Annotated in this window: 24 protein-coding genes; 11 read left to right on the plus strand and 13 right to left on the minus strand. The window is 67.2% G+C overall.

Annotation, left to right across the window (positions count from 1 at the left end; translation table 11 throughout):
* Positions 1 to 10 precede the first annotated feature (10 nt).
* Positions 11 to 1,003 carry an efflux RND transporter periplasmic adaptor subunit gene (locus B9C43_RS28280; protein ID WP_235038882.1) on the minus strand — a complete coding sequence of 331 codons (993 nt, stop codon included), beginning with the start codon at positions 1,001 to 1,003 and terminating at the stop codon, positions 11 to 13.
* 154 nt (positions 1,004 to 1,157) lie between these two features.
* Here B9C43_RS28280 and B9C43_RS28285 point away from each other — a divergent pair, with 154 nt between their 5' ends.
* On the plus strand, positions 1,158 to 2,126 hold the full coding sequence (locus B9C43_RS28285; RefSeq protein WP_084430026.1) for a hypothetical protein: 969 nt from the start codon (positions 1,158 to 1,160) through the stop codon (positions 2,124 to 2,126).
* Positions 2,127 to 2,193: 67 nt separating this feature from the next.
* Positions 2,194 to 3,891 carry a serine/threonine-protein kinase gene (locus tag B9C43_RS28290; protein ID WP_033393235.1) on the plus strand — a complete coding sequence of 566 codons (1,698 nt, stop codon included), beginning with the start codon at positions 2,194 to 2,196 and terminating at the stop codon, positions 3,889 to 3,891.
* On the opposite strand, the gene B9C43_RS28295 is transcribed toward B9C43_RS28290, so the two are convergent.
* Positions 3,876 to 4,733, minus strand: coding sequence for a PfkB family carbohydrate kinase (locus B9C43_RS28295; protein ID WP_084430027.1), 858 nt, complete (start codon positions 4,731 to 4,733; stop codon positions 3,876 to 3,878). The two genes, B9C43_RS28290 and B9C43_RS28295, sit on opposite strands and share 16 nt — an antisense overlap.
* Entirely contained in the window at positions 4,730 to 5,719 is a 990-nt protein-coding gene (locus tag B9C43_RS28300) for an ADP-ribosylglycohydrolase family protein (protein WP_084430028.1), read from the minus strand. The genes B9C43_RS28295 and B9C43_RS28300 overlap by 4 nt, the downstream gene beginning before the upstream one ends.
* Before the next feature lie 454 nt (positions 5,720 to 6,173).
* Between B9C43_RS28300 and B9C43_RS28305 the strand changes: the two genes are divergently transcribed.
* The gene (locus tag B9C43_RS28305; RefSeq protein ID WP_160096737.1) at positions 6,174 to 7,184 is read left to right on the plus strand and encodes an FAD-dependent oxidoreductase; all 1,011 of its coding nucleotides are present in this window, start codon (positions 6,174 to 6,176) and stop codon (positions 7,182 to 7,184) included.
* Between the two features lie 3 nt (positions 7,185 to 7,187).
* On the opposite strand, the gene argS is transcribed toward B9C43_RS28305, so the two are convergent.
* Together argS and B9C43_RS28315 are read right to left on the minus strand one after the other, a co-directional pair.
* Positions 7,188 to 8,921: an arginine--tRNA ligase gene (gene argS / locus B9C43_RS28310; protein ID WP_084430030.1), complete on the minus strand. Its 1,734-nt coding sequence runs from the start codon at positions 8,919 to 8,921 to the stop codon at positions 7,188 to 7,190.
* Positions 8,922 to 8,954: 33 nt separating this feature from the next.
* Positions 8,955 to 9,770, minus strand: coding sequence for a PaaX family transcriptional regulator (locus B9C43_RS28315; RefSeq protein WP_268811595.1), 816 nt, complete (start codon positions 9,768 to 9,770; stop codon positions 8,955 to 8,957).
* Positions 9,771 to 9,898: 128 nt separating this feature from the next.
* Between B9C43_RS28315 and B9C43_RS28320 the strand changes: the two genes are divergently transcribed.
* Positions 9,899 to 10,792 carry a M23 family metallopeptidase gene (locus B9C43_RS28320; protein WP_033393230.1) on the plus strand — a complete coding sequence of 298 codons (894 nt, stop codon included), beginning with the start codon at positions 9,899 to 9,901 and terminating at the stop codon, positions 10,790 to 10,792.
* Here B9C43_RS28320 and B9C43_RS28325 read toward each other — a convergent pair.
* On the minus strand, positions 10,754 to 11,413 hold the full coding sequence (locus B9C43_RS28325; protein WP_084430032.1) for a DUF998 domain-containing protein: 660 nt from the start codon (positions 11,411 to 11,413) through the stop codon (positions 10,754 to 10,756). The genes B9C43_RS28320 and B9C43_RS28325 overlap by 39 nt on opposite strands.
* A 114-nt stretch (positions 11,414 to 11,527) precedes the next feature.
* Between B9C43_RS28325 and B9C43_RS28330 the strand changes: the two genes are divergently transcribed.
* The 4 genes from B9C43_RS28330 to B9C43_RS58690 all read left to right on the plus strand — a co-directional run bounded on the left by B9C43_RS28330 (position 11,528) and on the right by B9C43_RS58690 (position 17,392).
* Entirely contained in the window at positions 11,528 to 11,884 is a 357-nt protein-coding gene (locus tag B9C43_RS28330) for a hypothetical protein (RefSeq protein ID WP_033393227.1), read from the plus strand.
* A gap of 283 nt (positions 11,885 to 12,167) precedes the next feature.
* Positions 12,168 to 15,200 carry a discoidin domain-containing protein gene (locus B9C43_RS28335; protein WP_084430034.1) on the plus strand — a complete coding sequence of 1,011 codons (3,033 nt, stop codon included), beginning with the start codon at positions 12,168 to 12,170 and terminating at the stop codon, positions 15,198 to 15,200.
* Positions 15,201 to 15,336: 136 nt separating this feature from the next.
* Positions 15,337 to 15,780 carry a hypothetical protein gene (locus tag B9C43_RS28340; RefSeq protein ID WP_143446645.1) on the plus strand — a complete coding sequence of 148 codons (444 nt, stop codon included), beginning with the start codon at positions 15,337 to 15,339 and terminating at the stop codon, positions 15,778 to 15,780.
* 85 nt (positions 15,781 to 15,865) lie between these two features.
* Entirely contained in the window at positions 15,866 to 17,392 is a 1,527-nt protein-coding gene (locus tag B9C43_RS58690) for a phosphodiester glycosidase family protein (RefSeq protein ID WP_084430036.1), read from the plus strand.
* Here B9C43_RS58690 and B9C43_RS28350 read toward each other — a convergent pair.
* From B9C43_RS28350 to B9C43_RS28370, 5 genes are read right to left on the minus strand one after another with little or no spacing between them, the layout of a single operon-like run.
* Complete coding sequence (locus tag B9C43_RS28350; protein WP_084430037.1) at positions 17,389 to 18,015, minus strand: dihydrofolate reductase family protein; 627 nt, start codon at positions 18,013 to 18,015, stop codon at positions 17,389 to 17,391. The genes B9C43_RS58690 and B9C43_RS28350 overlap by 4 nt on opposite strands.
* Positions 18,012 to 18,476 carry an SRPBCC domain-containing protein gene (locus B9C43_RS28355; RefSeq protein ID WP_084430038.1) on the minus strand — a complete coding sequence of 155 codons (465 nt, stop codon included), beginning with the start codon at positions 18,474 to 18,476 and terminating at the stop codon, positions 18,012 to 18,014. Before B9C43_RS28355 ends, B9C43_RS28350 begins: the two co-directional genes overlap by 4 nt.
* A complete protein-coding gene (locus B9C43_RS28360) occupies positions 18,473 to 18,802 on the minus strand; it encodes an ArsR/SmtB family transcription factor (RefSeq protein WP_037266965.1) in 330 nt (109 codons plus the stop codon). The genes B9C43_RS28355 and B9C43_RS28360 overlap by 4 nt, the downstream gene beginning before the upstream one ends.
* A 47-nt stretch (positions 18,803 to 18,849) precedes the next feature.
* Positions 18,850 to 20,172 carry a serine/threonine-protein kinase gene (locus B9C43_RS28365; protein ID WP_084430039.1) on the minus strand — a complete coding sequence of 441 codons (1,323 nt, stop codon included), beginning with the start codon at positions 20,170 to 20,172 and terminating at the stop codon, positions 18,850 to 18,852.
* A 10-nt stretch (positions 20,173 to 20,182) separates the two neighbouring features.
* Entirely contained in the window at positions 20,183 to 20,731 is a 549-nt protein-coding gene (locus tag B9C43_RS28370) for a GNAT family N-acetyltransferase (protein ID WP_084430040.1), read from the minus strand.
* 44 nt (positions 20,732 to 20,775) lie between these two features.
* On the opposite strand from B9C43_RS28370, the gene B9C43_RS28375 reads away from it, so the two are divergent.
* The 3 genes from B9C43_RS28375 (at position 20,776) to ku (ending at position 22,589) form a co-directional block, all read left to right on the plus strand.
* The gene (locus tag B9C43_RS28375) at positions 20,776 to 21,390 is read left to right on the plus strand and encodes a TetR/AcrR family transcriptional regulator (RefSeq protein ID WP_084430384.1); all 615 of its coding nucleotides are present in this window, start codon (positions 20,776 to 20,778) and stop codon (positions 21,388 to 21,390) included.
* Positions 21,360 to 21,767: a RidA family protein gene (locus tag B9C43_RS28380; RefSeq protein ID WP_084430041.1), complete on the plus strand. Its 408-nt coding sequence runs from the start codon at positions 21,360 to 21,362 to the stop codon at positions 21,765 to 21,767. The genes B9C43_RS28375 and B9C43_RS28380 overlap by 31 nt, the downstream gene beginning before the upstream one ends.
* 81 nt (positions 21,768 to 21,848) lie before the next feature.
* Positions 21,849 to 22,589 carry a non-homologous end joining protein Ku gene (gene ku / locus B9C43_RS28385; protein ID WP_160096739.1) on the plus strand — a complete coding sequence of 247 codons (741 nt, stop codon included), beginning with the start codon at positions 21,849 to 21,851 and terminating at the stop codon, positions 22,587 to 22,589.
* Here ku and B9C43_RS28390 read toward each other — a convergent pair.
* Both B9C43_RS28390 and B9C43_RS28395 read right to left on the minus strand, forming a co-directional pair.
* Positions 22,555 to 22,914, minus strand: a complete 360-nt coding sequence (locus tag B9C43_RS28390; RefSeq protein ID WP_143446646.1) for a DUF6401 family natural product biosynthesis protein — start codon at positions 22,912 to 22,914, stop codon at positions 22,555 to 22,557. The two genes, ku and B9C43_RS28390, sit on opposite strands and share 35 nt — an antisense overlap.
* A 70-nt stretch (positions 22,915 to 22,984) precedes the next feature.
* On the minus strand, positions 22,985 to 25,165 hold the full coding sequence (locus B9C43_RS28395; protein ID WP_033390266.1) for an MMPL family transporter: 2,181 nt from the start codon (positions 25,163 to 25,165) through the stop codon (positions 22,985 to 22,987).
* Positions 25,166 to 25,194 lie beyond the last annotated feature (29 nt).

Genomic DNA, 25,194 nt, shown 5'->3' on the forward strand with positions numbered 1-25,194 from the left:
ATTCCGGGGGTCACTTGCCCGGACCTCCCTGGGCGTCCTGCGGCGCCGGTGGCAGGTTCGGGCCGGGCACGGCCACCGTCTCGTCCCCGGTCAGGCCGGACTTGATCTGCACGACCTTGCCGTCGGTCAGGCCGAGCACGACGTCCTTGGTCACCCGCTCGCCGCCCGTGCCCATCACGTCCACTTTGCCCTTGCCCTGGCCGCCAGCGACCGCCTCGACCGGCAGGACCAGGACGTTCGTCGCCTTCTCGGTGATCACCTCGATGGTCGACTCGGCTCCGTTGATCAGCTTCACGTCCGTCGGCGCGGTGCACACCAGCCGCATCCCGGTCGGCTCGGACGGTTCCTGCTTCTTCTTCTCCTGTTGCGGGCCGCCGATCGTCGGGGGAGCGGGCGGCGCGCTGCTGCCCGACGGCGGAGCAGGATTCTCGACGGGTGGCGGCGGCTCGGGAATGGTGCCCGCGGGCAACGCGGCGATCGTGCCGAGCACGGCGCACGGGAACGGCCCCGGACCGTTCTTGATCTGCGCCTGCACCGACGACAGCGTGTCCGACAGTTGATACGCCTGCTCGCCCTTGATCTCCGCGACGATGCCGTACCCGACGTGTTTGGCGGACACGATCGGCTGGCCTGCTTGGACGTTGGCCTTGTCGTCGGCCAGCCGCCCGCTGAAGATCGCCCCAGCCGGGATCTCCACGGACGTCGGCCTGCCGCCCGCGAAGACGTTGGCCACCTTGGTCGGTTTCACCGGCGTCTTGTCCGGCGCCTTCACGTCCAAGTAGCGCACCTGGCCCGCGACCGGCGACACCAGCCCGAACGTCGGGTTGATCGTCACCTTGCCGCTCAGGCTGACCTTGTTGGTCAGGTCCTGACGGGTCGGCTTCGCAGTCGTCATCTGCGTGCCGCGCGGAGCCATTCCCGGCGGAGTCTGTTCCTCTGGTGCCGGCGTACTGCACCCGGTGACGACGAGCAGCGCCACAACGAGCGCGGAAAAAGTGCGCACCAGTTGACCCCCAAGGTCCGGTTCATGGTGATTCATTCACGGTGTTACTGACACTGACGCCACGCAGCCGGGAAAGGTTGCGTCGAGCGTCACCCCGGAACACCGCATTTGATCTTGCACTGGCCCCCAGCCTCAGTCAGGCTATCGGGGTGGCATGGCGCGTTCGAGGAGGGGGACCCTGAGCGATCAGACCGTCACTGAAGGAAACGACCTCAATGCCCAGGTAGACCGGATCACAACCACGATCGCGCCAGCCGAGCACGCCGAACATCGTGCACTGGCGCGCAAGTGGCTCGCCTCCGCCGGTCCTGGGTCTTCAGTGGCACATCGGATCACGGTGGCACGCGGCTACATCAAGCTGCTCGCCGCCGGAGTGTGGGGCGTTGACGAGAGTTGGCGTGGCGAGGTCCGTGACCTCGTGCACGCGTTGCGGCCGACCGAGGACGACCAGGCCAACGCGTCCGGTGAACAGCTGGACGAGCTGTACGCGCTGATCGCGATCGGCCTGGCGTTGCTGTTGCAGGACGCCAATCTGCACGGCGGCGCGGGCCCGGACCTGATCGCCAAGTCGGCGTGGGACGAGACCCAGGAACTGGCCGCGTTCGCCGACGAGTCCGTTGTCGGCAAGTACCTCGTGCACTCGACCCAGTTGCACGCACGCGTGGCGACGGAGTCCGAGGTGCAGAGCGTCGTCGAGCTGGCGATGGCGGCCGCGGACGACCCGAACGCGGAACTCGTTGCCGCGCTTGAGGCTGAAGGCCTGCATGCGGAGCTGATGGACAGCGTGTGGGTGATTGACGGCGACTTCCGCACGCCGTTGCGTGCCGCTGCCCGGGCCGCGACGCTGATCGGCAGCCCATGCGTCGTTCTGGCCCGCAATACCAAGAAGTCCACAGTGTTGCTGTGGCGGGACTCGACGCTGGCGATGGCGGACTCGACCGTGCCGAGGTGGCGGGTCTACCGGATCGTGCCGCCGACCACGCCGCAGTCGAAGTTCGGCGGCGGTGAGGGCCTGCCGTCCACCCGGGACATCTTCCCGCTCGCGCCAGCCCCCGAGCAGGTCCGCACGCTGGCCGAACAGGCCGGGGTGCAGCTGCCGATGCTGCTCGCGGCCCTGCGCTAGCCCGGTAGATCAGCCCGGCTACGATGCGTGGCCTGGGCTGATCACACAACTGGGGTGGGGGTAAGCCGTGAGGGTTGTGGCAGGCAGATACGCCATCCGCGACGAGCTCGGCCGCGGTGGGATGGGCGTGGTCTGGCGCGCCGACGACCAGGTGATCGGCCGCCAGGTGGCGTTGAAGGAAATCCCGCCGCCGCAGGGCGTGACCGGCGACGACCGGGCGGTCTATCTGGAACGTGTGCTGCGCGAGGCACGCACGGCCGGGCGCCTCAACGACCCCGCTGTGGTCACGGTGTACGACGTGGTCAGCGAGAACGGCGCCACGTTCATCGTGATGGAGCTGGTCGAGGCGCCGACCTTGGCCGACATCATCGCCGCGGAAGGGCCGCTGCCCGCCGAACGGGTCTCGTCGATCGGCCTGCAGGTGCTCGGCGCGTTGGAGACCGCGCACGCGGCCGGGATCGTGCACCGGGACGTCAAGCCCAGCAACATCATGGTGATGCAGGGTGACCGGGTGAAGCTGGCGGACTTCGGCATCGCCAGGGCGATGGACGACCCGAACCTGACCATGACCGGCGGCATCATGGGCTCGCCCGGCTACATGTCGCCCGAACTGTTCTCCGGTTCCCAGCCGTCGCCCGCGACGGACCTCTGGGCCTTGGGCGCCACGCTGTTCCACGCGGTCGAGGGGCGTTCGCCGTTCAACCGTGAGACAACGGCTGCCACGATGCACGCGATCATGTACGACGACCCGCAGCTCACGCGCTGCCAGGGGCCGTTGGCGCAGGTCATCTTGGGTTTGCTGACGCAGTCGCCGGAAGCCCGTCTCACCGTCGCGCGCACGCGGGAGCTGCTGTCGAGTCCGGTTTCCGACCGTACGCAGGTCGTCGAGCAACACACGCAGGTTGTCGACGCGCCGACCGTGCAGGTGCACGCGGTGCGTCGGGACACGCGTCCGCGTGAGCCATGGCAGGAGGCTTACCCGGAGGAAGCGCCGCTTGCCGCGCCCGCCCCTGTGAGCTGGGGTGAAGACCAGTGGGGAACGCCGTCGGCGGAGAAGAAGAACGGCAACCGCAAGCGGGTTCTCTTGTTGTCCGGCGCGGCCGTGGTCGTGGTGGGCGCGTTGCTCGCGGTGTTCCTGATCTTGCCGAGTGGGCAGGAGGGCGAGGCCGCGGGCAAGCCGGTAACCAACGTCGGCGAAACGGAGTCGCAGAGCGTGATCGCGACCCCGGTGTTGCCGTCGTCCGTGCCGCCGTCGTCCACTGTGTCCTCGGCGCCACCGCCGAGCACGGTCACCGTGACCAAGTCGGACACCCCGATCAAGCAGCCCAAACCAACGGGCGGCCAGCAGCCGGTCGGCACGCCGCCCCCGCCGCCACCCGACAAACCGCAGCGCAATCTGGTTCAGATCACCCGCTACAACCACCCCAAGGGGCCGCATTTCACGGCCACGCCGAATGTCCCGGCGCCCGCGGGGTTCAACCGCGAGTTCCCGATGGGCTGGCTGGTCGCCGACGCCGAAACAGGCACCAAGCGGCTGTACGCGTGCCAGCTCAAGGGTTCGGAAGACCGGATGACCTCAGTGGACCCGGGCTGTGAGGGGCACACCCAGGTCGGTGTGCTCGGCTACATCTTCACCAGCAAACCGGCGGGCGTGAACAGCCGGGGACTGTTCCGGTGCACCTACTCCGGCGGGCACTACGACTCGACCGACGCCAAGTGCGAGGGCTACAACCCCGAGTTCCAGTTCGGCTACATCCTGGTCTGAAGCAGTTCGTCGACCTCGGCCCTGGTCGGCGCGGTGGCCGGTCCGTGCCTGGTGACGGCGATCGCGGCGGCGGCGTTGGCACGTGTCGCGGCCGTCGTGAGGTCGTTGCCGCGCAACAGTTCCGCGGCGAGCACGCCGCAGTGTGCGTCTCCGGCGCCGTTCGTGTCCACGGCTCGCACCGCGAAGCCCGGGATGTGCGTGGCGTGTCCGTGTTCGATGATCGTGCAGCCGTTCGGGCCTTCCCGCCGGATGACCGTCGGCACGTCCACATCGGACAGCTTGGTGGCCTCGGTGGCGTTGCTGCTCAAGATGTCCACGTAGGCCAGCACCGCGCGCCACGTTTTTGCCGGGATGTCGGCGACCAGCGGGCTCGGGTCGAGCAAGACCTTGGCTTCGACGCGCGGCAGCCAGTCGATGAGGGCGTCCACGTTGTGCTGATGGGTCAGGCTGTACCCGGTCACGTAGACGATGTCGTCCGGTGTCGTGTCGACCGGGGTGAAGTGGCCTTCGGCGCCTGGGCTGGTCACGAACGTGCGCTCGCCGTCGCTCTCGACCAGTGCGACGGAGATGCCGGAATCCGGTTCGGTGGCCGGGTGGGCAACGAGAACGCCTTCGGCCGCCAAGGCGGCGCGGATCAAATCGCCGTAGGTGCCTGAGCCGTGGCTGCCCGCGTACACCACCTCGGCGCCCGCTCGCCGGGCCGCGGCCATGACATTGAAGCCGCCGCCGGCGGTCTGCAGGAAGTCGGAGGCGAGCACGTCCCCGCCGCGCGGAGGCATCTTGTCGATCCGCAGGACCAGGTCGACCACGACCTGTCCGGTGTGGACCAACCGGCCGCTCACCGCAGTTTCAGCAGGTCGTCGACCAGTGGTTCGAGTTCGAGCCGGTTCACGGTACGGACCTTAGTGACAAGGTCGGCAGGCAGACCAGACAGGCCGTGCTGTGCGCCAAGGATCGCGCCGGTCATCGCGGCGACGGTGTCGGTGTCTCCGCCGATCTCGGCTGCCAGGGTCATGGCGTCGACCGGGTCGTCGCCCAGCGCCTCGGCCAACGCGATCGCCGCGACCACGGACTCCTGTGCTGCCACAGAAGTCCCGATCACCTCGACGACCGCGTTGGCCAACGCGTCGCGGCTCATGCCGCGTACCCAGGTGCGGGCCCAGCGGATCCGGGGGGAGATCTCGCCGCCTGGCACCCAATGGCTCCGAGCCGCGCCGTTGCCGGCGGCGCGTTCGGCTTCGTCCAGCGCGGCACCGAGATCGGCGCCGTCGATGGAGGCGGAGACCGCGGCCGCGATGGCGGAGGCGGCCGCGATCCCCAGACTGGTGTTGTGCGTGACCATGCTTGCCTGCACGACGGCGTCGAGCAGGCGGTCACCCACTGGATGGGCGATGCCGACCGGAGTCACCCGCATCGCCGCCCCGTTGGTGGTTCCGGTGACGCCGGCCTGCTGGGGGTCCAGGCCGGCGTCAAGCAGCTCGAGCGCGCGCTTCGTCGACGGGCCAAGCAGGTCGAGGGAGCCTCGGGCGATCATGTCGGCTTCCCACGCCCGCAGCGCGCCGGCGAACGCGCGCGGGTCGACCTGCCCATCACCGTCAATGAGCAGCTTCGCAACGAGCACAGCCTGTTCGGTGTCATCCGTGATCGACCCGGCGGGCATCCCGGGTGCGATCGGCTGGTCCGCGATTGCGTCGACCAGCCCGACGACGGAGCCATACCGGTTCTTGATCTGGGTGCGGGACATCGACTGCGTCGGCATCCCGAGGGCATCACCCAGTGCAAGACCGTAGAACGCACCCAGCGCCCTGGCTCGCACCTGTTCAGGCATGTGCAAACAACTACCGGACAGGTGTGATCAGGTCAAGCCCGCGATTGCCGGAAAGTCAAGCCGCCGATGGGGTAAAGGCGCAGCTGGAAGACTTTCACGGCCGGGACCCACCTTGAGGTTTTGTCCATACTGGTCGTCACGGGCGGCATCCAGGCACGGTCAGCCGGTACTTCGCGCCTGCCCGGGACACCGTCGCGTCGGCGCTGTCGACCAGAGAAAGCAAGCGCGAGGTTGAACGTGGGTCGGTGGTCAGCTGAACACGGCGCGCAGTCCTGAGCTCCGCCTTTTCGTTGCGGTGCAATGGCTTCTGTTACTCCTGCGATCTGGCTGACACCTTGTGGCGAATTGCCGCCGAAACAGCGGCCGGTGGCCGAGCCCGGAGGTAGCCTCGCCAGTAGATCAACTTCCGCTCCCCTCGGAGGGAAACGTGCTGGATACCGGGTCGGCTCCAGGTGTGCCTCGGTCGGCGTCCCGGCTCGCGGGTGTGCCGGTCGCTGTCGTCGGTGGCGGTCCTGTCGGGCGGTGGACCGCGCTTCTGCTTGCCCAAGCTGGTGCGGTCGTCACGTTGTACGACGATGGTTCGCTGAATACCGGGCTCATCAATGGCGGCTGGGGATTCGCCTACCATTCACACGATCCCGCCGTCGGGCACCTTGCGACTCAGGGCATCGAGCTTTACCTGCGGATGCGGGACGTCGTTCTGCCGCAAGGCGTGGTCACCGAGGAATGGTCGACCGTGCAGCGGGCAAGCGGTGCGGCTCCGTTTCCCGAAGGGCTGGAAGAACTCGAGGGCTACCGGCGGCTCGACCCCGCCGACTTGTCCGTGAACATGGTCGAGGGAGTGGTCGTCCACTCAGTCGTCGTGCCAGGCGAGTTGCTCCTTGGCGCGTTGGCGCAGCTGCACAAGGACCTCGGTGTCACGTTCGTCCGCGAACACGTCGCCGATCCGGCGGACATCTCCGACGTTGCCTTCGTGGTCAACGCGACCGGCTTGGCCAGTGCGTGGCTGTACGACGACCGCGAGTTCACCCCGTCGATGGGCACGGTGGTCCGGCTGCGCAAACCGGAAGGTTTCAGCGGTGTCTACGCCTGGGACGACGCGACCAACTGCGCTCCCTACGCGATCTCGCAGGACGCGACGGGACACGTAGTCGTTGGCGGGACTACGAAGCCGGTCACGATCGAGCAGGCTCGCGAATGGGTCGACGCCGGATCTCCGCCCGACATGGCCACCGGCGAGTTCCTCCTCGGGCACATCTCCAGCTACTTGCCCGCACTGGCGAAGGCCGAATACGTCCGGACGGACACAGGCATCCGGCCCGAGCGCAGCGACATTCGCATTGCCCGGGACCAGAACGATGCCCGTGTCATCCATGCGACCGGCTTCGGCGGCTTCGGTGTCACGGTCGCGCCCGCGGTGGCTGCGCGGGTCGTCGACCTGGTCGCCGCCGGCGTCCAGCGCTGAGCGTCACAGCCGGGTCGGCGCCTCGATGCCGAGCAGGTCGAGACCCATGGTCAGCACCTTCGACGTGAGCGCGCACAGCACCAGCCGGGACGCGCGCAGCTCGTCCGATTCGGCCTTGAGCACCGGGCACTTCTCGAAGAACGCGGTGAACGCTGTCGCGGTGTCGAACAGGTACGTCGCCAGCTTGTGCGGCGTGTACCCGTCGATCGCGGACTGCACCGCCGCGGGCAGCTGGATCAACTGCAGAGCCAGGTCGCGCTCGGCCTTCTCGGCCAGGATCACCGGGGTGCCCGGCTGAGGGGTCTGGCCGGACTTGCGGATGATCGAGAGGGTCCGCGCGTTGGCGTACTGCAGGTACGCGGCCGTGTTGCCGTCCGTTGCCAGCATCTTCTCCCACGAGAAGACGTAGTCCTTCTCGCGGTCGCTGGACAGATCCGCGTACTTGATCGCGCCGATGCCCACCGCGCGGGCGACCTTGGCCTGGTCGGCTTCGTCGAGCTCGCTGCGTTCCTGCACCAGCGCAGCGGCCCGGTGGATGGCTTCGTCCAGCAGGTCGATCAGCTTGATCGTGTCGCCCGACCGGGTCCGGAACATCTTGCCGTCCTCGCCGAGGATCGACCCGAAGTTCACGTGTACCGCGTTGTGATCCGGCGTGAGCCAGCCCGCGTCCCGCGATGCCGCGAAGACCATCGCGAAGTGCTGCGACTGCGGGGTGCCCACCACGTACAGCAGATCCGTGGCACCACGCTCGCCGGTCCAGTACCGGACGGTCGCGAGGTCGGTGCTCATGTAACCGTAGCCGCCGTCGCTCTTGCGGATGATCAACGGCAACGGGTCGCCGTCCCGGTTGAAGAAGCCCTTCGGGAAGACGCAGACCGCGCCGTCGCTGATCTCGGTCAGCCCCTTCTGCTCGAGCTCGTCCACCGTGTCGGCCAGGAACGGGTTGTAGAAGCTCTCGCCGTAGTTGTCCTCGGGCGTCAGGCCGATGCCGAGCATCTGGTAGACCTTCATGAAGTGCCGCATGGACTCGTCCACGAGCTCGTTCCACAGCCGCAGCGTTTCCTCGTCGCCGCTCTGCAGCTTCACCACCCGCAGCCGGGCCCGCTCGGCGAAGTCCGGGTCGGCGTCGAACTTCTTGCGGGCTTCCTGGTAGAAGCCGTTGAGGTCGCTGATCGAATGCTCGGCGTTGAACCCCTGGTCGATCAGGTGCTCGATCAGCATCCCAAAGGGCGTTCCCCAGTCACCGAGGTGGTTGTGCGGGATGACCTCGTCACCGTGGAACCGCAGCAGCCGCACGAGCGCGTCGCCGATGATGGTCGACCGCACGTGCCCGACGTGCATCTCCTTGGCCACGTTCGGGCTGGAGTAGTCGATCGCGATCCGCCGCGGGTGCTCGGTCTTCTCGACACCGAGCCGCGGGTCGCTGAACAGACCCTCCATCTGGGTGGTGAGCCACGTGTCGGTCAGCGTCAGGTTGATGAAGCCGGGACCGGCGATCTCCGGCTCGACGATCAGGTCGGTGCCGTCCAGCGCGCCGACGATCGCGGCGGCGACCTCTCTCGGCGGCCTGCCGACCTTCTTGCCAAGGCCCATGGCGGCGTTGCACTGGTAGTCGGCGCCCGGTCGGCTGGACGGGCGGATCAGCGCCTCCGCCGGGGTGATGTCCAGGTCAAGCGACGACTTCACCGCGGCGGCGACCCGCGCGGCCAATTCCAGTCCAACGTCTCCGTGTAGCACCTGTCCAGTATCCCAAATGGCGCCAACCGAGTATCAGCCGAGCTTGTCCCAATGCTCCTGGGCGGCCGGCCGCCATTCCTGGTGCCTGCGGTGGAACAGTTCGGCGGCGTGCGCGCCGCGCCAATTCGCGGGCAACAAGTCGGCGGGCAACTGCGGGTCGAGGAACGGGAAGCGGCGCCATTCGTGCACCAGTCTTGTCTGCGCGTGCAGAGTCGCCGGGCCGTCGTCCGGGTCGAGCGCGGCGAACTCGTCGATGAATTCCTCGTACCTGCGTTCCACTTCGGACAGGTCCCACGCGCGGGCGACCATCGAGCCGACTTCGCCGACCGAGCCGTACTCGGCGACGAACGACATGGCGCCGCGGGTGAGCTCGAGACCGCTGAGGATGCCCTTGGCTTCTTCCTGCCTGCTCGCGTCCGGGCAGATCCACACACCCGCCTCGGGCGAGCCGAAACCGGCCCACGTCAGCCGGGTGCGCAGCCGGTGCCGGAGGTCGCGTTTGGACTCGGGCACCGAGACCAGCAGCACCAGCCAGCGGCCGTCCCACTGGCGTTCGACGCTGCCGAACTCGTAGATCCGCTGCGCGCCTTCGGTGAGCAGCTTGCGTCCAGGCGGGGTGAGCGACCACCGCACCCGGCGGCCGACCCGGTCGGAGGTCAGCCAGCCTTCGGCGGCCGTGCGAGCGAGCGCCTGGCGGGCCGACTTCTCCTCGATGTCGAAATTCGCCAGTGTGTTGACCAGAACGGATGTCCAGACGGGGCGGTCGCGGGGCAGTACGTACTCACCGAGTAGTGTCATCAGCAGTGAACGCGCGCTGGTGTGACTGACTTCCCTGCGCCGGGTCACCATCGGTCGGCTCATTCCCGACATAATACATGATTTCGACGTGGCGTCACGTTTTTGTAGAACTTTGGTTGTATCTGTTTTATAAGTCCCGGTCCGACACTCTCGCCGAGCATCCAGCGAAGGGACCGGGGATGAGAGTCAAGCGGTTGATCAGCTTGGGCGTCGCGCTGCTGAGTGCGACCGGATTCATTGTCTTCGCGGGGGCGGCGGAGGCAGCCGGGCCACGGCCCGCGTTCCAGTTGCCCTTCCCGTGCAATCAGGCGTGGCACGGCAACTCCAGCAATTCCAGCGCGCACCGGGCGTGGGAGATCGACTTCAACCGGGGCGGCACACCGGACGCGGATCTCGGCGACACCGTTGTCGCCGCGGCCGCGGGCAAGGTGGTGATCTCGGCACACCAGGGATCCGCGAACGGCTACGGGAATCTGATCAAGATTGACCACGGCGGCGGCTGGTCGACCTACTACGCGCACTTGCGTGTGCGCTCAGTCGGACTGAACGCGCAGGTCAGCCGGGGTCAGAAAATCGGCGAGGTCGGCAACACGAGCAAGCCGGGCAACAACATCTCGCCGCATCTGCACTACGAGGTCCGCACGACCGACGCGTCATATCCGGCGAACATCCAGAAAGCGGTCTTCAACGGCGTGACGTTCGGCTATCCCGACCAAACGGTGACCTCGCGCAATTGCAGCGGGGCAGCGAACCCGTATGAGGCGGCCGAGGTTTGCGGCAGTGGTTTCGGTGTGATCGACTCCGCGGCCATCGGCTCGGCGGCGACGGTCTATTTGCTGTGGAACAACAGCACCACGCAGAACTGCGTCGTGACGATCAAGAACGCCTCGATCGGCAGCGCGACAGCGGTATCGGCGTATTTGGAGGTCCAAGGGGCCTCCCGGGTGACCGATTCCGGCAATTTCGAGTACTACGCCGGACCGGTACGGGCCGCCGCGCCTGACAAATGCGTCAGGTGGGGCGGCTCAGCCGGATCAAGCCGCTACGACAGCCCTTTCGAGCACTGCTCGTGACGGGGCTACGGCCTTGACCAAAGCGAGGGCTGCTACTGCCGCTACTTCGGTGACGAGCAGTCCTCGCTCAACCGCGCCAAGGGGAATTGCCACCCACCACCGAACTCCGGTGACCGGCTGAAGCATCACGGCGCCGAGGATGAACGCGAACCAGCCAAGCGACAACACACCCAGCCACGTCGGCCACGCGGCCTTCGCCTTCCGGCCCACGATGATCGCGGCGATGGGGAGCGTGAGGAACGCGACCACGCTCGCGTATCGATGGATCATGCCGCCGAAGCTCGGCCCGATGGCCCAGTTGTTCTTCGGGAACACCACGATCGCGATCAGGCACAGCGCCCAGAGGCCGATCAGGATCGACGCGGGGGAGAAGGGCTTGATGATCTGGCGGCTGACCAGTGCCGCGATCACCGCGAACGACCCGATGGCCAGCGCCATTACCCCGACGTTGAACACCCATGCGTCTTCGAGTAGCGCGTACTCGCTGATGGTCCGGCGCACCGGGCTCACTTGCGATGACGGCGGCAACACGTGCAGTGACCCGATGGTCAGGACTGAGGCCGCGACTCCGAACAGGCCGAGGTTGGCGGTCGCTCGGGACCAAGGAGTGAGCGCGGCCATGGGGACTACCTCCTGCAGGTGAGTGTGTCTGACAAACGGACTAACTTCCGGGAAATTCGCGGCGTTCCCGACGACAGCGGTTTGACAGCTAGTTTGGCTGGGTAACCCCCGGCCATGTTTGCCGGCGCTGAGGAACGCATGCTCGGACCCCTGGTCTGGGTGCACCTGGTGATGTACAGACCGGTGCTGCTGCCGGATCGGTCGGTCAACGACGTGATCCGTGATGTCGAGGAGCTTGCCGGGCACATGGCCGACCTGCTCGCGGTCGATTCTCCTCAGCCTGGTGCGGCGATCGCGGCCGCCAACCGCGTGTTGGACGAGTGCTGCGTGTTCGTCGAGCGCTGGACGCTGGGGCAACAGCGCCAAGGGGCGTTCCGAGGTGACGTGCTCAAGCTGCGCATGCGCCTGGACACCATCGCCAACCGCCTGGTCCCCGACGCGGAGCTCGAGGTGGCCCAGAAGGCCTCCTGATCGGGGTTCCTCACCGAACAGGGCCGCGTCGCTCTCGGCCTGGTAGTCGCCTGCGACCGCTTGACACAGCCTGTCGTAGTTGAAGTTGGAGATCACCCCGGCCACCGCGTGACCAGTCTCCCGCGTGGCTTGCTCACGATGTCCTCCCAGTTCGGCCTCACCGCTGGTGGAAGACGACATATACAACGTTGTAAAAACGGGCTACCGTCTTCTTGGTGTCACCGCGGTGCGGCGTTGGCCGGACCGTTCCCTGCCTGCGTCCGACCATTGCGAGGAACGTCATATGCGCTCGCTTCGCCGTCTGTGCACCGCTGTGGTGGTCGTCGTCGCCCTGTTCGCGGCCGTGGTTACGGCGCCGGCGACGGCTGGGCCTGTACTTGGCCCGCCGCTGTACCCCGAGGTGGGTCCCGGAACGCACGTGCTGGACCACGCCGCGAAACTGGCCGGCTTCGTGGAGCCGGAGTGGTACGAGGCCAACATCCCGTTCGTTGATCTGCCGGACCAGGAGATCGAGAAGACCTACTACTACCGCTGGCGTACGTACAAGGAGGCGCTCAAGTACACCGGCCCCGAGGACGGTTGGCTCGTCTCGGAGTTCCTCGGCCCAGTCGGCTATTCGGCGCCGGGCGGTGGGATCGTGGCTGCGGCAGGGCATCACGTCTACGAGGGCCGGTGGCTACGCGACAACCGTTACCTCGACGACTATCTCGACTACTGGTTACGTGGCAGCGGCTCGGGCCCGAAGCCCGCGACCGACAAGCTGAACGAGAACACCACCGATTGGGCCCACCAGTACTCGTTCTGGGCCGCTGACGCCGTACTCGCTCGGGCGTCGGTCGACGGGCGGTGGGGTTTCGCGGTGGACCGGTTGCCCGAATTGGAAAAGCAGTGGGCGGTGTGGGCGCCCCAGTTCGACAGCAGCCTGGGCTTGTACTGGCAGGTGCCGGTGTGGGACGCGATGGAGTACACGGCCAGCTCCTATCAGAGCTCCGATCCCTACCACGGCGGCACCGGCTTCCGTCCCACGCTCAACGCTTACCAGTACGCCGACGCGAGGGCGATCGCGAGCCTGCTGCGGATGCGCGGCGACCGGGGACTCGCCGACCGGTACGAGCGCGACGCCCGTTCCATTCAGGCGGCCCAGGAACGGTACCTGTGGGACAGCGGCGACCAGTTCTACAAGCACGTGATGCGGGACGGCAACCCGGCTCGCACCAAGATCGACGACCGGGAGCAGATCGGTTTCGTCCCCTGGTATTTCCACATGGCTCCGGCGGGCAACTCGGCGGCGTGGGCACAGCTGACCGACCCTGCGGGATTCAAGGCCCGGTTCGGGCCGACGACGGTCGAACGGCGCAGCCCTTGGTTCATGCACGACGCGTTCCTGGGTTGCTGTCGCTGGTCGGGCCCGAGCTGGCCGTACGCGACAAGCCAGACGCTGACCGCGCTGGCGAACCTGCTCATCGACTATCCCGCACAACCCTTTGTCGGCAAACAGGATTACTACGACCTGCTCCACGGATACGCGTTGACACAACGCAAGAACGGCCAACCCTACGTCGCGGAGGCACACCACCCGGACGAGGACCGGTGGTTGTACGACGCGCGCGACCACAGCGAGGACTACAACCACTCGACGTTCAACGATCTGGTCCTGTCCGGACTGCTCGGCATCCGTCCGCGGCAGGGTGACCAGGTCCGGCTGTCGCCGCTGGTTCCGTCCACATGGGACCACTTCGCCGTTGAAAACGTTGCGTACCATGGACGAAACCTGACGGTCGTGTGGGACCGCGACGGACACGTCTACCGTCAGGGCGCGGGGCTGCGTGTCTGGGTGGATGGCGAACTCGTGCACCGCCAAGCAGACCTGCGCCCCGTCGACGTTCCCGTACGCCAGGGCAAGCAAAAGGTCTCCGCGCAGGTGGTCGACGACATGACCAACATCGCGAGAACCGGCTACCCGGCCGCCACCGCGTCCTACACCTCGCCAGGGGATCGGCCGGCCAACGCGATCGACGGCCAGGACTTCCACCTCGACATCCCGTCCACGCGCTGGACGAGCTACGGCAGCCCCAACCGGCAGGACTGGCTCGCAGTCGACCTCGGCGCCAGCACCAGCATCTCCGACATCCGGATCTCCTTCTACGACGACGGCGGCGGAGTCCGTACACCCGACACCTACGAGCTGCAGTACCGCAAACCGGACGGATCGTGGTCCGACGTCCCCAGGCAACTACGAACACCACAGGCACCCGTGCGTGGCCGGCTGAACCGGATAGTGGTCCAACCACCCGTCCACACAGACGGCATCCGCGTGCTGCCGTCCAGAACGGACGGTGGCGCGGTTGGCATCACCGCGCTGCAGGCATGGCGGACCGAAGACGAGCGGGTCAGCGTGCGGTTGCAGGATGGGAGCAACCTCGTCCACGTCCGACCCGGGCAGACAATCGAAGTCACGGGGACGGTACACAGCATCCGGCCAGTCAAGACCCGTTACGAGTTGACGCTGCCCAGGGGCTGGACTGCCCAACCGATCAGCGCCAGTGGTAACCAGTCGCTCACCCCGGCCAAGCCCTTGCGGTTGCGGTGGCGGGTGTCGGTCCCCGAAACGGTGCCATTGGGTACCCGAATGCCCCTGCGGCTGCTCGTCCACACGCTCGAACGAGGCACGGAAATCCGCGTCACCGCTGATGTACTGCACGTACAGGCGGCGTTCGACCCGGTCGACTTCGCCACACCGGTGTGGGACGACGACTTCACCCAGCCGGCCGCGTACCGAGTCGGTGCGCGGTTCGGTGAACCGGCGCCCGATCTCCACATCGCCAACGGCGCCCTGATCGCCTCGGCGGCGGGCCGACAGTCCGCCGCGGTGCTTGTCGCGCCCGTGGCGGCGCCGGCTGGAGACTTCACGGTGATCCTCGAACCACGGTCGTTCGCCGGCGCGGCACCGGAGGACAGCGTGTTGCTGGGCCGCGCGGCCGGACCGGACGACTTGGTGCAGGCCTGGTACAACAACCACTTCCACACCTCTGGCGCGGACGTGCGTGTCGAGGGCAGGGACCATGGTGACAACGCGACCGGAGGCTGCTGCGCTGACGTGGCCTGGTCGCCCGGCGACCGATTCGCGGTCGTGTTCAGCGCCGGGACGATGACGAGCTGGCTCGATCACGGGGGCCAGTGGCACCTGCTGCGCACAGTCCCGTTCGGCACAGCGATCACCCCGGAGAACATCGCCGGGTGGTCGCCCGCGATCGGTGTACGGCTGACCATCGGGCAACTGGCCATCGACCGGATGACCGTCCTGGCAAGGATGTGAAGCGGGCACTCATGATGAGACGTCGGGGTGGCGTCCGCTCATCCGGGCAGATCGCCACGGTGCTGTCCACGCCCGGAGTTCGAGCCGGCTTGAAACGTGTCGCGGTCGGCTGGCATCCAGTCATATGGTGCGCGGCATGGATCTGGGGACGGTCTTCGCCGGGGTGCCGCGCGTCGGCGGCCGGGTGGACGGCTGCACGTACTGCTACTCCGAGTCCGACCTGGAGTTGCTCGGCGGCGACCCGGCCGACGTGCCGGACTCCCTGGTCTCCTCGTTCGCCAGGGAGGTCATCGACCACTGGTCCGAGGACCACCGGCTTGAAACGCTGATCTGCGCCGCGGCCCACATCGATCACGATCTGGCGCCTTGGCTGTTGTACCTCGACACGCTGGGGCCCGACGCGGACGCGGCGATCGCGGAGGTGGCGGAGTACTGGGCCACGGGCGGCGAGCCGATGCTGTGGTGGTTTCCCGAAGACCCCGCCGCGCCGATCCGCGACTGGCTCCACTCCGACGTCCTGTGGGACCGCTTGTCACGGGCGAAGGCCGACGATGTGAAGATCGCCATCGCCCGGATGTAAGCCTGTTCACCTGCTGGCCGAGTCGGCGTCAGAAACCGGTGCTGGGATGAGCGGGTTGATCATCGGTCGTCCCTGAGGAGCATTCGTGCGCACTCGTCCGTTCCGAGCTGGCGTGGTGGCGTTGGTCGCCGCGTCCGCCGTGATCTCTGTCGGCGGTGGGTCGACCGTCGGCGCCACCGAGACCCCGCTTCCCGGCTGGCAGCATGATCGGTTGGCGCAGGGCGTCGATCTGTACCAGGGCGTGATCACGGGCCGTCCCGGCGCCGACTATTGGACGGTCACCGTGCGCGTCAACGGATCCCATCTGACCGCTGACCCTGACGCACTCGCTGCCCGCTTGCGTAGTGCCGGGTTCAGCCCGCGTGTCGAGCGTGTGGAGTGGCCTGCGGGATCCGATCGGCGTGGATTGATCGGATCCCGTGTCCGGGTCGGTGTCTTCGGCGGGCAGAACCAGGCGGACAACCAGCGGACCGCGTTGGCTGCGGCCGGATTCGACGCGATCAGCGAATGGACCGGCGGTGACGGGACGCCCGGCACGGGTATCGCGCAGGTCAAAGCCGTGATCATCGACCCGCGCCGGTTCCGTGGGCAGCTCTCGGCCAGTTACGGCAAGTCGGTCGCGGGGCGGGAAACCGTGACCGCCATGTCCGGCAACGCATTGCTGGCGATCAACGCGGGCTTCTTCATCATGGAAAGCGTTGACGGCGTCCCGGGCGCGTCGGCAGGCATCGCCGCGTACGACGGCAATCTGCAGAGCGCCTCGACGAACGGCCGGATCGCGGCGATCCTGCGCGGCGACGGTCTCCGTCCCGAATTGGCGCACCTCACCACGTCGACAAGGGTGCGCGCGGGCAATGCCGCCGAACTCGTGGACGGCATCAACCGGATCCCGGGCAAGATCCGCAACTGCGGCGGAGTCGGTGGCGACCAGCCGACCGAACGACCACAGCACGACGTCACCTGCACGGATCCATCGGAGATCGTGCAGTTCACCCCGCAACTCGGCGCCAGCACGCCAGCGGGCGAAGGCACGGAAGCGGTGCTTGACCGCACTGGCCGGGTGCTCGAACTCCGCGCTCGGGGCGGCGCTGTGCCAGCGGACGGAAGCGTGCTCGCCGGGATCGGTGATGGTGCTCAATGGCTGCGTCAGCACGCGGTGGTTGGAAGTGTGCTGACCATCGAGCAGCGCATCACCGACTCGACAGGCCGGGAGATACGGCTGGGGCGCGGCGACGACATCGTCAACGGCGGCCCTGAGCTCGTGCGGGGCGGCCGGGTCGCAGTGGACTTCGGCGCCGACGGCATCGAGCGGATCGGTGACCCGTCGTTCGCCTACACCTGGGGACTCAAGCGCAATCCGCGGATGGTGCTCGGCATCGACCGGTCCGGCAGGCTGATCATCGTCACGGCTGCCGGACGGCAGCCCGGATACAGCGACGGGCTTGGCCTGACCGAAGCCGCCGAGTTGGTTCGTTCGCTGGGTGCTGTGCGAGCGATGAACCTCGACGGCGGCGGATCAGTCACCATGACGGTCAACGGCAAGATGGTCACCATGCCGTCGGATGCCACCGGCGAGCGCGCGGTCGGCGACGCGTTGGTGCTCACGCGCTAGACGAATTCGGTGACGCCTTCGTACTTCGCTGTCGGGGCAACGCCGACTGGCTCGTAGTGAAGTATGAGCATGCCGGTTGTGGTCACCTCGTGGTGGGCGAGCTTGAGCCCGACAGGTCCGGTCGGATGGTCGAACAACCGCCGCCCGGACCCGATCACGGTAGGAGCGACGACCAGCCGGACCATGTCGACGAGACCCGCGGCCAACAGGGCGTTACCGAGCCGGGAACTGCCGTGGATCTGCAGTTCCCGGCCCGGCCGCGCCTTGAGTTCCCCGACTGTCCGAAGTGGATCGCCGCGTAGCACGGTCGTGGGATGCCAGCTGCCTTCGGTGAGGGTGTTGGTCACCACGTACTTCGGCAGTGCGTTCATCCGCTCGGTGAACGGGTCGTCCGGGTCGGTGATCTGCGGCCAGTCCCGGGCGAACGCCTCATAGGTACGCCGTCCCAACAGCAGGCCGTCGGCGAGGTCCAGCCATTGCGAAGTACGCCGGACGAACAGTTCGTCCAGGTAGGGCACGAGCCACCCGCCGCGGGTGAAGCCGTCGGTCGTGTCCTCCGCCGGTGAGCCGGGCCCCTGGCTGACGCCGTCGAGCGTGACGAACGAGGTGAGCGTGATCTTCACTGTTCAGCGACCTCGGCGAGTTGTTTGGTGACCGTGCCCCAGCCTTCGAAGAAGCCCATTTCCTCGTGACGGGCGCGGGACGCCGGATCCCCATGCCGGACAATCGCTTGGTATTCCGTGCCATCCGGGTGATCGCGAAGGATGATCTCGGCCGTCAGGGCGACCGGCTCAGGAGTCCTCGGGCGCCATGAACTGTCGATGGCGTTGGTGAACACGATCCTGGCGTTCTTTTCGACAACCAGGAAGCTCGCGTCCATGTGCGGCACGAACCGCACGCCGTCCTCGCTCATCCGCGTCACCAGCCCGCCACCGGCGCGGGCTTCCAGGCGGTCGACCTGGCACACCATCGGGGCCGGGAGGAACCATTTCGCGAAGCGGGCCGGATCGGTCCACGCGGTCCACACCGCGTTGCGCGGGGCGCGGATGACGCGCTCGATGGTCAAGTCGAGGTCGGGGTTCATTGCTGCTCCTCAGTGACAAGGCGTTCCAGCCGGTCGGTGCGCTCTTCCCAGATCCGGCGCTGCTCGGCGAGCCAGCCGTCGACCAGGGCGAGGCGCTCGCGGTTGAGCACGCAGGTCCGCACGCGGCCGACCTTGTCCGTGCGGATGAGGCCGTTCGCCTCGAGTGTCCGCACGTGCTTCATGAAGGACGGGAGGGTGATCGGGAACTCGCGGGCAAGGTCGCCGACGCTCGTCGGGCCACGGCCCAGACGCCGGATGACGTCACGCCGAGTCGGGTCAGCGAGGGCGACGAACACGCCGTCGAGCTCAGCCGAATACTGTGCCATGCGGCTAAGTATTAACCCGTCGAGACACTTAGCGCAAGGGCTAAGTATCAGCGAGCCGTGCAGGTCACGTCCGGCTTCACCGGGTTCGGGCCGGTGGTCCCCGCGATGAAGCCGAAGGAGGTCGACGACTCGACGGCCGTGTTCCACTGGGCCGCCGCCACCTGTATCGAGGTGCCGTCCTGCGACAGGGTTCCGTTCCACAGGTTGGTGATCCGTTGGCCGCCGGGCAGAGTCCAGCTCACGGTCCAGCCGTTCAACCGGGTGGCCTTGGCGCGGACGGTCACCAGGGCTTCATAGCCGTCCGGCCACGAGTTCGTGATCCGGTAGTCCGCCTCGCATGTCGACTGTGGACGGCTCGTGGTCGTACTGCTGGGAACAATCAGTGGTTCGGGCAATGCTTGTGGTTGCGACGGTTGGCCACGGTTGATCGCCAGCCCAACCACAAGTCCAATGGCCACAAGCAGAACGGCCGCTGCCGCCAGCCAGACCCCGCGCTTGCGAGGTTTTGGCGGCGGCAGCGTCATGGTCGCGGTGCGTGGCTGGAACTCCGGCGGTCGTTTGCCTGTCGCCAGGTACTCCTCGGCCTCACGCATGCTCGGGCGTTCGCTGGGATCCGCGCGTAACAGCCATAACAGCAACGGGCTGAGCGCTCCGGACTGGTATGGCGGTCGGATCTCCCCGGTGGACACCTTGCGCAGCAACGCGATGGTGTTCTCGTCCACGCCGAACGGCGGCGTGCCTTCCGTTGCCGCGTAGAGCGTTGAGCCCAGGGAGTACACATCGGACGGGAAGCCCGCTTTGCCGCCGTCCGCTACTTCCGGCGCCAGGAACGCCGGTGTGCCCGCGATGATGCCGTTGCTAGTCATCGTCGCGTCCCCGACCGCACGGGAGATCCCGAAGTCGGTGATCTTCACCGTGCCGTCCGGTGCTATCAAAACGTTGTCAGGTTTGACGTCCCGGTGCACGATGCCGACGTCGTGCGCGGCGGCCAGCGCCCCGGCGATCTGGGCGCCGATCCTGGCCACCTCGTCCGCGGGCAGCGCCCCCCGGTCGTTCAGCACCGCCGAAAGACTTTCGGACGGCAGGTATTCCATGACCAGACATGGCCTGCCGTCGTGCTCCACGACATCGTGCACTTGGATCGCGTTGGGGTGCTGGATCCTCGCGGCGAGACGGGCCTCACGCATCACGCGTGCGTCGGCCTGTTCGCCTTCCGTGCCACCGAGGGCCGCGTCGAACGACAGGAGTTTGACCGCGACCGTCCGGTCCAGGCGCTCGTCGTACGCGCGCCAGACCACCCCCATCGCACCGCGGCCGATCCGGCCTGCCAGCCGGTAGCGACCGGCGACCAGGTCGTCCTTGTTCGTCACCCGGCCGATTCTACTTTCGCGACGGCCATTCCGAGGCCAGTACGGACCAGACCTGTGCGTCCTGCCGGGTGCCGTTGATGGGGTACTCCGAGCGCAGCACACCCTCGAGTGTCATGCCAAGCCGTTGTGCCACAGCGATACTGCGTTCGTTCTCCGGGCTGCACCGCCACTCGACGCGGGACATTCCGCGAACGCATACCGCCCAGTCGATCATGTGCCTGGCGGCACGGGTGATGAGGCCGTGCCCGGCCGCGTCGGGATCCAGCCACACACCGATCTCGCACGTGCCGTTCGACGCGTCGAACGTGCGGAACAGCGTGCCGCCCATCAGTTTTCCCGCGACCCAGATGCCGTAGATCCGGCCTTCGTCCCTGGCCAGCTTGTCGATGTAGCGCTGCAGGACCGCGCGTCCACTCTCGGTGTCCGTCACGACGTGCGACATCCCGATCCACGGGCCGATGTACTCGCGGACGTGGTTGATGTGCGCCGCGAACTCCTCGGCGTTCCACGGCTCCAACGCGCGCAGTTCGGCGTCGTCGGTCAAGCGCAACGAGAGCATCCCCAGAACCTCCGTACCAAACGTTTGTTATGTACCATCATGCCATGCCTCCAGCCCCTGGCGACCACGACGCCCGCAGGCGTGACGTGTCCGAAGCGGTCTGGCGTGTCCTCGCGGCACGCGGATTCGGCCAGCTCACGCTGCGCGCCGTGGCTGCGGAGATGGGTGCGTCGACCGGCATGCTCACGCACTACTTCCCGGCCAAACGCGACTTGGTCCGTTACGCCCACGCGATCGCCGAGGAACGCACGCTGGCCGCGCTCTACCGCGAGCTGGACGTGACCGGGCTGGCGGCGTTGCGCGAGTACCTGCTGGACGTCCTGCCGCTGACGCCCGAATCGGTCGCGATGAACCGGGTATGGGTGAGTTTCTGGGACGCGGCCATCGGCGACGAGGAGCTCGCCGCGACCGAGACCGCCCGGTACGAACGGTGGCGCGGCAAACTCCGGCCACATGTCCTCGTCGCGCTCGAGAAGGGTGAGATCCCTGCCGACACTGACGTCGAGGACGTGGTCGCCTCGGCCGCGGCGATCACGCACGGATTGGTCGTGCAGGCCCTGTTCGACCCGGACAGGTTCCCGCCTGCCCGGCAGGTCCGACTGATCGACGACTACCTAAGGACACTCAGATGCCCATCCACGACCGGATCAACGACGTAGCGGGCAACGCCCCAGGCTTCGGATACGCCCACGCGGTGACCACTTCGGGCAGGCTCGCGTTCGTCTCCGGCCAGGTCGCGCTGGATGAGAACGGCCAACTCGTCGGCCAGGACAACCTGGCCGCGCAGACCAGGCAGGCGTTGCGGAACCTGGAGAACGTGCTCAAGCAGCTAGGCGCGACCTGGGCGGACGTGGTGCGCTTCAACTGGTACATGGTCGACACGTCCGAACTGCCGATCGTGCGGGAGATCCGCGACGAGTTCATCCGCCCAGTGCTCGGTGACCGTCCCAACCCGGCCAGCACCCTGATCCAGGTCGCGGGCCTGTTCCGGCCGGAGTGCCTGATCGAAGTGGACGCGGTGGTATCTATCCCCTAATGGCCCTGTTTTCGGCAAGCAGCGCCGGGTAGCACGGAAGACATGCGAGCTGTCTGGCGTGGAACCGTGACGATTGGCCTGGTGTCAATAGGTGTGCGCGCGTATGCCGCGACCAAGGACCATGATTTCCGGTTCCACCACGTCCATCGGGCCGACGCCGGCCGGATCCGCTACCGGCGGGAGTGCGAGGCGTGCGGCGAGGAGATCGACTTCGCCGACGTGGCAAGGGGTTACGAGCTGCCCGACGGGCGGCTCGTGCTGCTTGACCGGGCGGACTTCGACTCGCTGCCGAGCTCGTCGGACCGGGCGATGCAGGTGCAGTACTTCGCGCGGGCCGGCGACATCCACCCGATCTACTTCCAGCGCAGTTACTACCTCGAGCCCGAGGACAACGCGGTGCAGTCGTATGCCTTGCTGCGCCAGGCGATGGAACGCACGCAGCGGCTGGCGATCGTGAAGATCTGCCTGCGCCGCAGGGAAGTTCTCGCTGCCGTGCAGCCAAGGGGCGACATGCTGGTGCTGCACACGATGTTCTGGCCGGACGAGATCCTTCCCGCGGAATTCCCTGTTCTGCAAAGGGAAATCACCGTCCGTCCACAAGAGCTCGCCGCGGCCACGGCGTTGGTGACGAGCATGGCCGCTGAGTTCCAGCCCGGCGAGTTCACCGACGTCTACCAGGAAGCGCTCGCCGATCTGATCGAGGCGAAGACGGAAGCGGCGCAGTCGCCGCCGATTCCCGTCCAACGAGACGGCGATACCACTATGGATTTGCTGGAGGCGTTGCGGCTCAGCGTAGAGCGCGCACGGTTGGACGATTTCTAGCCACCACGCAACAGGCGAGCAATCGCAACGACAGACCGTCCAACGAGGTCCATACGAGCGGTGGTTCCCACCCGGCTTTGACCGCCTCCTGGTGAATCTCCTCCGCGTAGATCGCCAGCAACACCAACGGCGGCGCTTCGACGAGCTGCTTGCGGATCGCGGCGTCACGGTCCAATTGGGTTCGTACCACGTGGACGTGTTTCTCCAGCGCCGCGGCGATCACCGGATCGTGGTCGGCCGCGGTGTGGCCATGCTGAAGACGGGCGTCCAGCCTGCGCAACCAGCGCCGGGCGGACCACCTGGCAGCACGATCCCAAATGCTCACGTATCAGATTCTGTTGGACGGACATGATTTCGGCGGCCGCACAAATTTACGCTGTGCGGCCGCCGAACGCTCACACCGGCTGAGGAACCTTTTCGTGCTGCTCTTGCCGGCCGATGTGCCGGGCAAGCGTCTCACCCTCCACGTCCACGTTCGGGGTAATCCGATCGAGCAGACGGGGGAACCACCATGCGGCCTTGCCGAACAGCGTCATCAGCGCCGGCACCAGGGTCATCCGGATGACGAAGGCGTCGATCATGACCCCGAACGCCAGCGCGAAGCCCATCGACTTGATGACCGTGTCGTGGGAGAACACAAACCCGAAGAACACTGCCGTCATGATCAGCGCGGCCGCCGTGACCACGCGGGCGCTGTGGCCGAGGCCGTCGATGACAGCTTCCTTCGGCGTGTCACCACGTACGAACGCTTCCCGCATGCCGGACACGAGGAACACCTCGTAGTCCATGGCCAGGCCGAACAGGATGCCGGTCATCAGGATCGGCAGGAAGCTGATGATCGGTGAGCCGTGCGTGATACCGAACAGGTCACCGAGCCAGCCCCACTGGAAGATCGCCACGACCGCGCCGATCGACGCGGCCACGGTGAGCAGGAAGCCCGCGGTGGCCTTGATCGGCACCAGGATCGACCGGAACATGATCGCCAGCAGGATCAGCGACAGGCCGACGATGACGATCAGGTACGTCGGCAGCGCGTCGGACAGCTTCTGCGACACGTCGATGTTCAACGCGGTCTGGCCCGTGACACCGATCGTCGACCCGGTCTGCGACTTGACCTCACCGGTCAGCTCACGCAATCGCGACACCAGGTCCTTCGTGGCCTCAGTGGACGGTCCGCTGCCCGGGATCACTTGCAGCACGGCGGTTGTGCCGTCCGGGCTGACCCCGGCGGGCACGACGCGGGTCACGTCCTGCACCGAGCTCAGCTTGCCGACGAGCGCACCGAGCGCTTGCTGGGGGTTCACACCGGACGGCAGGTCGGCGACGACAACGAGCGGCCCGCTGAAGCCGGGCCCGAAGGCCTCGGTGACGAGCGCGTTCGCGCGCTGCTGCGGGCTGCCCTGCGGCGCGGTCGAGTCGTCCGGCAGGCCCATTTCCAGCGAGAACGCCGGAATCGCGATCGCGCCTAGGGAAACGACGATCAGCACGAGCGCGGTGATCGGGCGCTTGGCCACCGCACGGCCCCAGCGGTAACCGAACGCCGGCTTCTGCCCGGGCGCGGTGGCCTTGGCGCGGGCCTTCTCGGAGACGATCTTCTCGCCGACGAAGCCAAGGATCGCGGGGACCAGCGTCAACGCCACCAGTACGGCGATGGCGACGGTCGCGGCGGCGGCCAAGCCCATGACCGACAGGAACGGGATTCCGACGACCGTCAGGCCGACCAGCGCGATGATCACCGTAAGACCGGCGAAGAACACCGCGCTACCAGCGGTTCCGATGGCGCGCGCGATCGATTCGTTGACCTCCATGCCGCCGAGCACTTGCTTGCGGTGCCGGTGCACGATGAACAGCGCGTAGTCGATGCCCACCGCGAGGCCGAGCATGAGCGCGAGCACCGGAGCGGTCGAGGACATGTCGATCACGCTGGTCAGCGCGTACAGGCCGCCGATGCCGATGCCCACACCGACGATGGCCGTCAGCAGCGGAAGGCCCGCGGCCACGAGCGAGCCGAACGTCAGCACCAGCACGATCGCCGCGATCACCACACCGATGCCCTCGGTGACGCCGATCGCGACCATCTCACCAGCGATCTCCTGGCTGTACGCGACCTCCATGCCCGAGTTGGCGGCTGCCTGGACGGCGGTCTTGATCGCGTCCTTGGTCGACTCCTTGACCTCCGGCGGGGAGACCGAGAACTGCACCTGCGCGAGGCCGATCCGCCCGTCCTGGGAGACGGCCTGGGTGACGAACGGGCTGAAGGCGCCTGCGACCTGCTCGGTCTTGCCGATCTGCGCGATCACGCCGTCGATGGTCTGCTGCTCCTGCGCGAGGGTCTTGCCCTGCGGTGCGGCGAACACGATCCGCCCGGACGCGCCGGCGGCCTGGGGCAGCTTGTCCTTCAGGTGATCCAGTGCCCGCTGCGACTCGGTTCCCGGGATCGAGAACTGGTTGGTCGTCTGGCCTGCGAATCCGAGTGCGCCGATTCCGGCGACCGCCAGCACAAGCAGCCAGATACCGAGGACAAGGCCTCTGCGCCGTCTGGCCGCGTGCGCGAGCCGGTAGAGCAGCTTCGCCACGGGCGTGCTCCTTCATCAAAGTCAGGTGT

This window comes from Kibdelosporangium aridum (genome assembly GCF_900176515.1).
Taxonomy (GTDB): Bacteria; Actinomycetota; Actinomycetes; order Mycobacteriales; family Pseudonocardiaceae; genus Kibdelosporangium; species Kibdelosporangium aridum.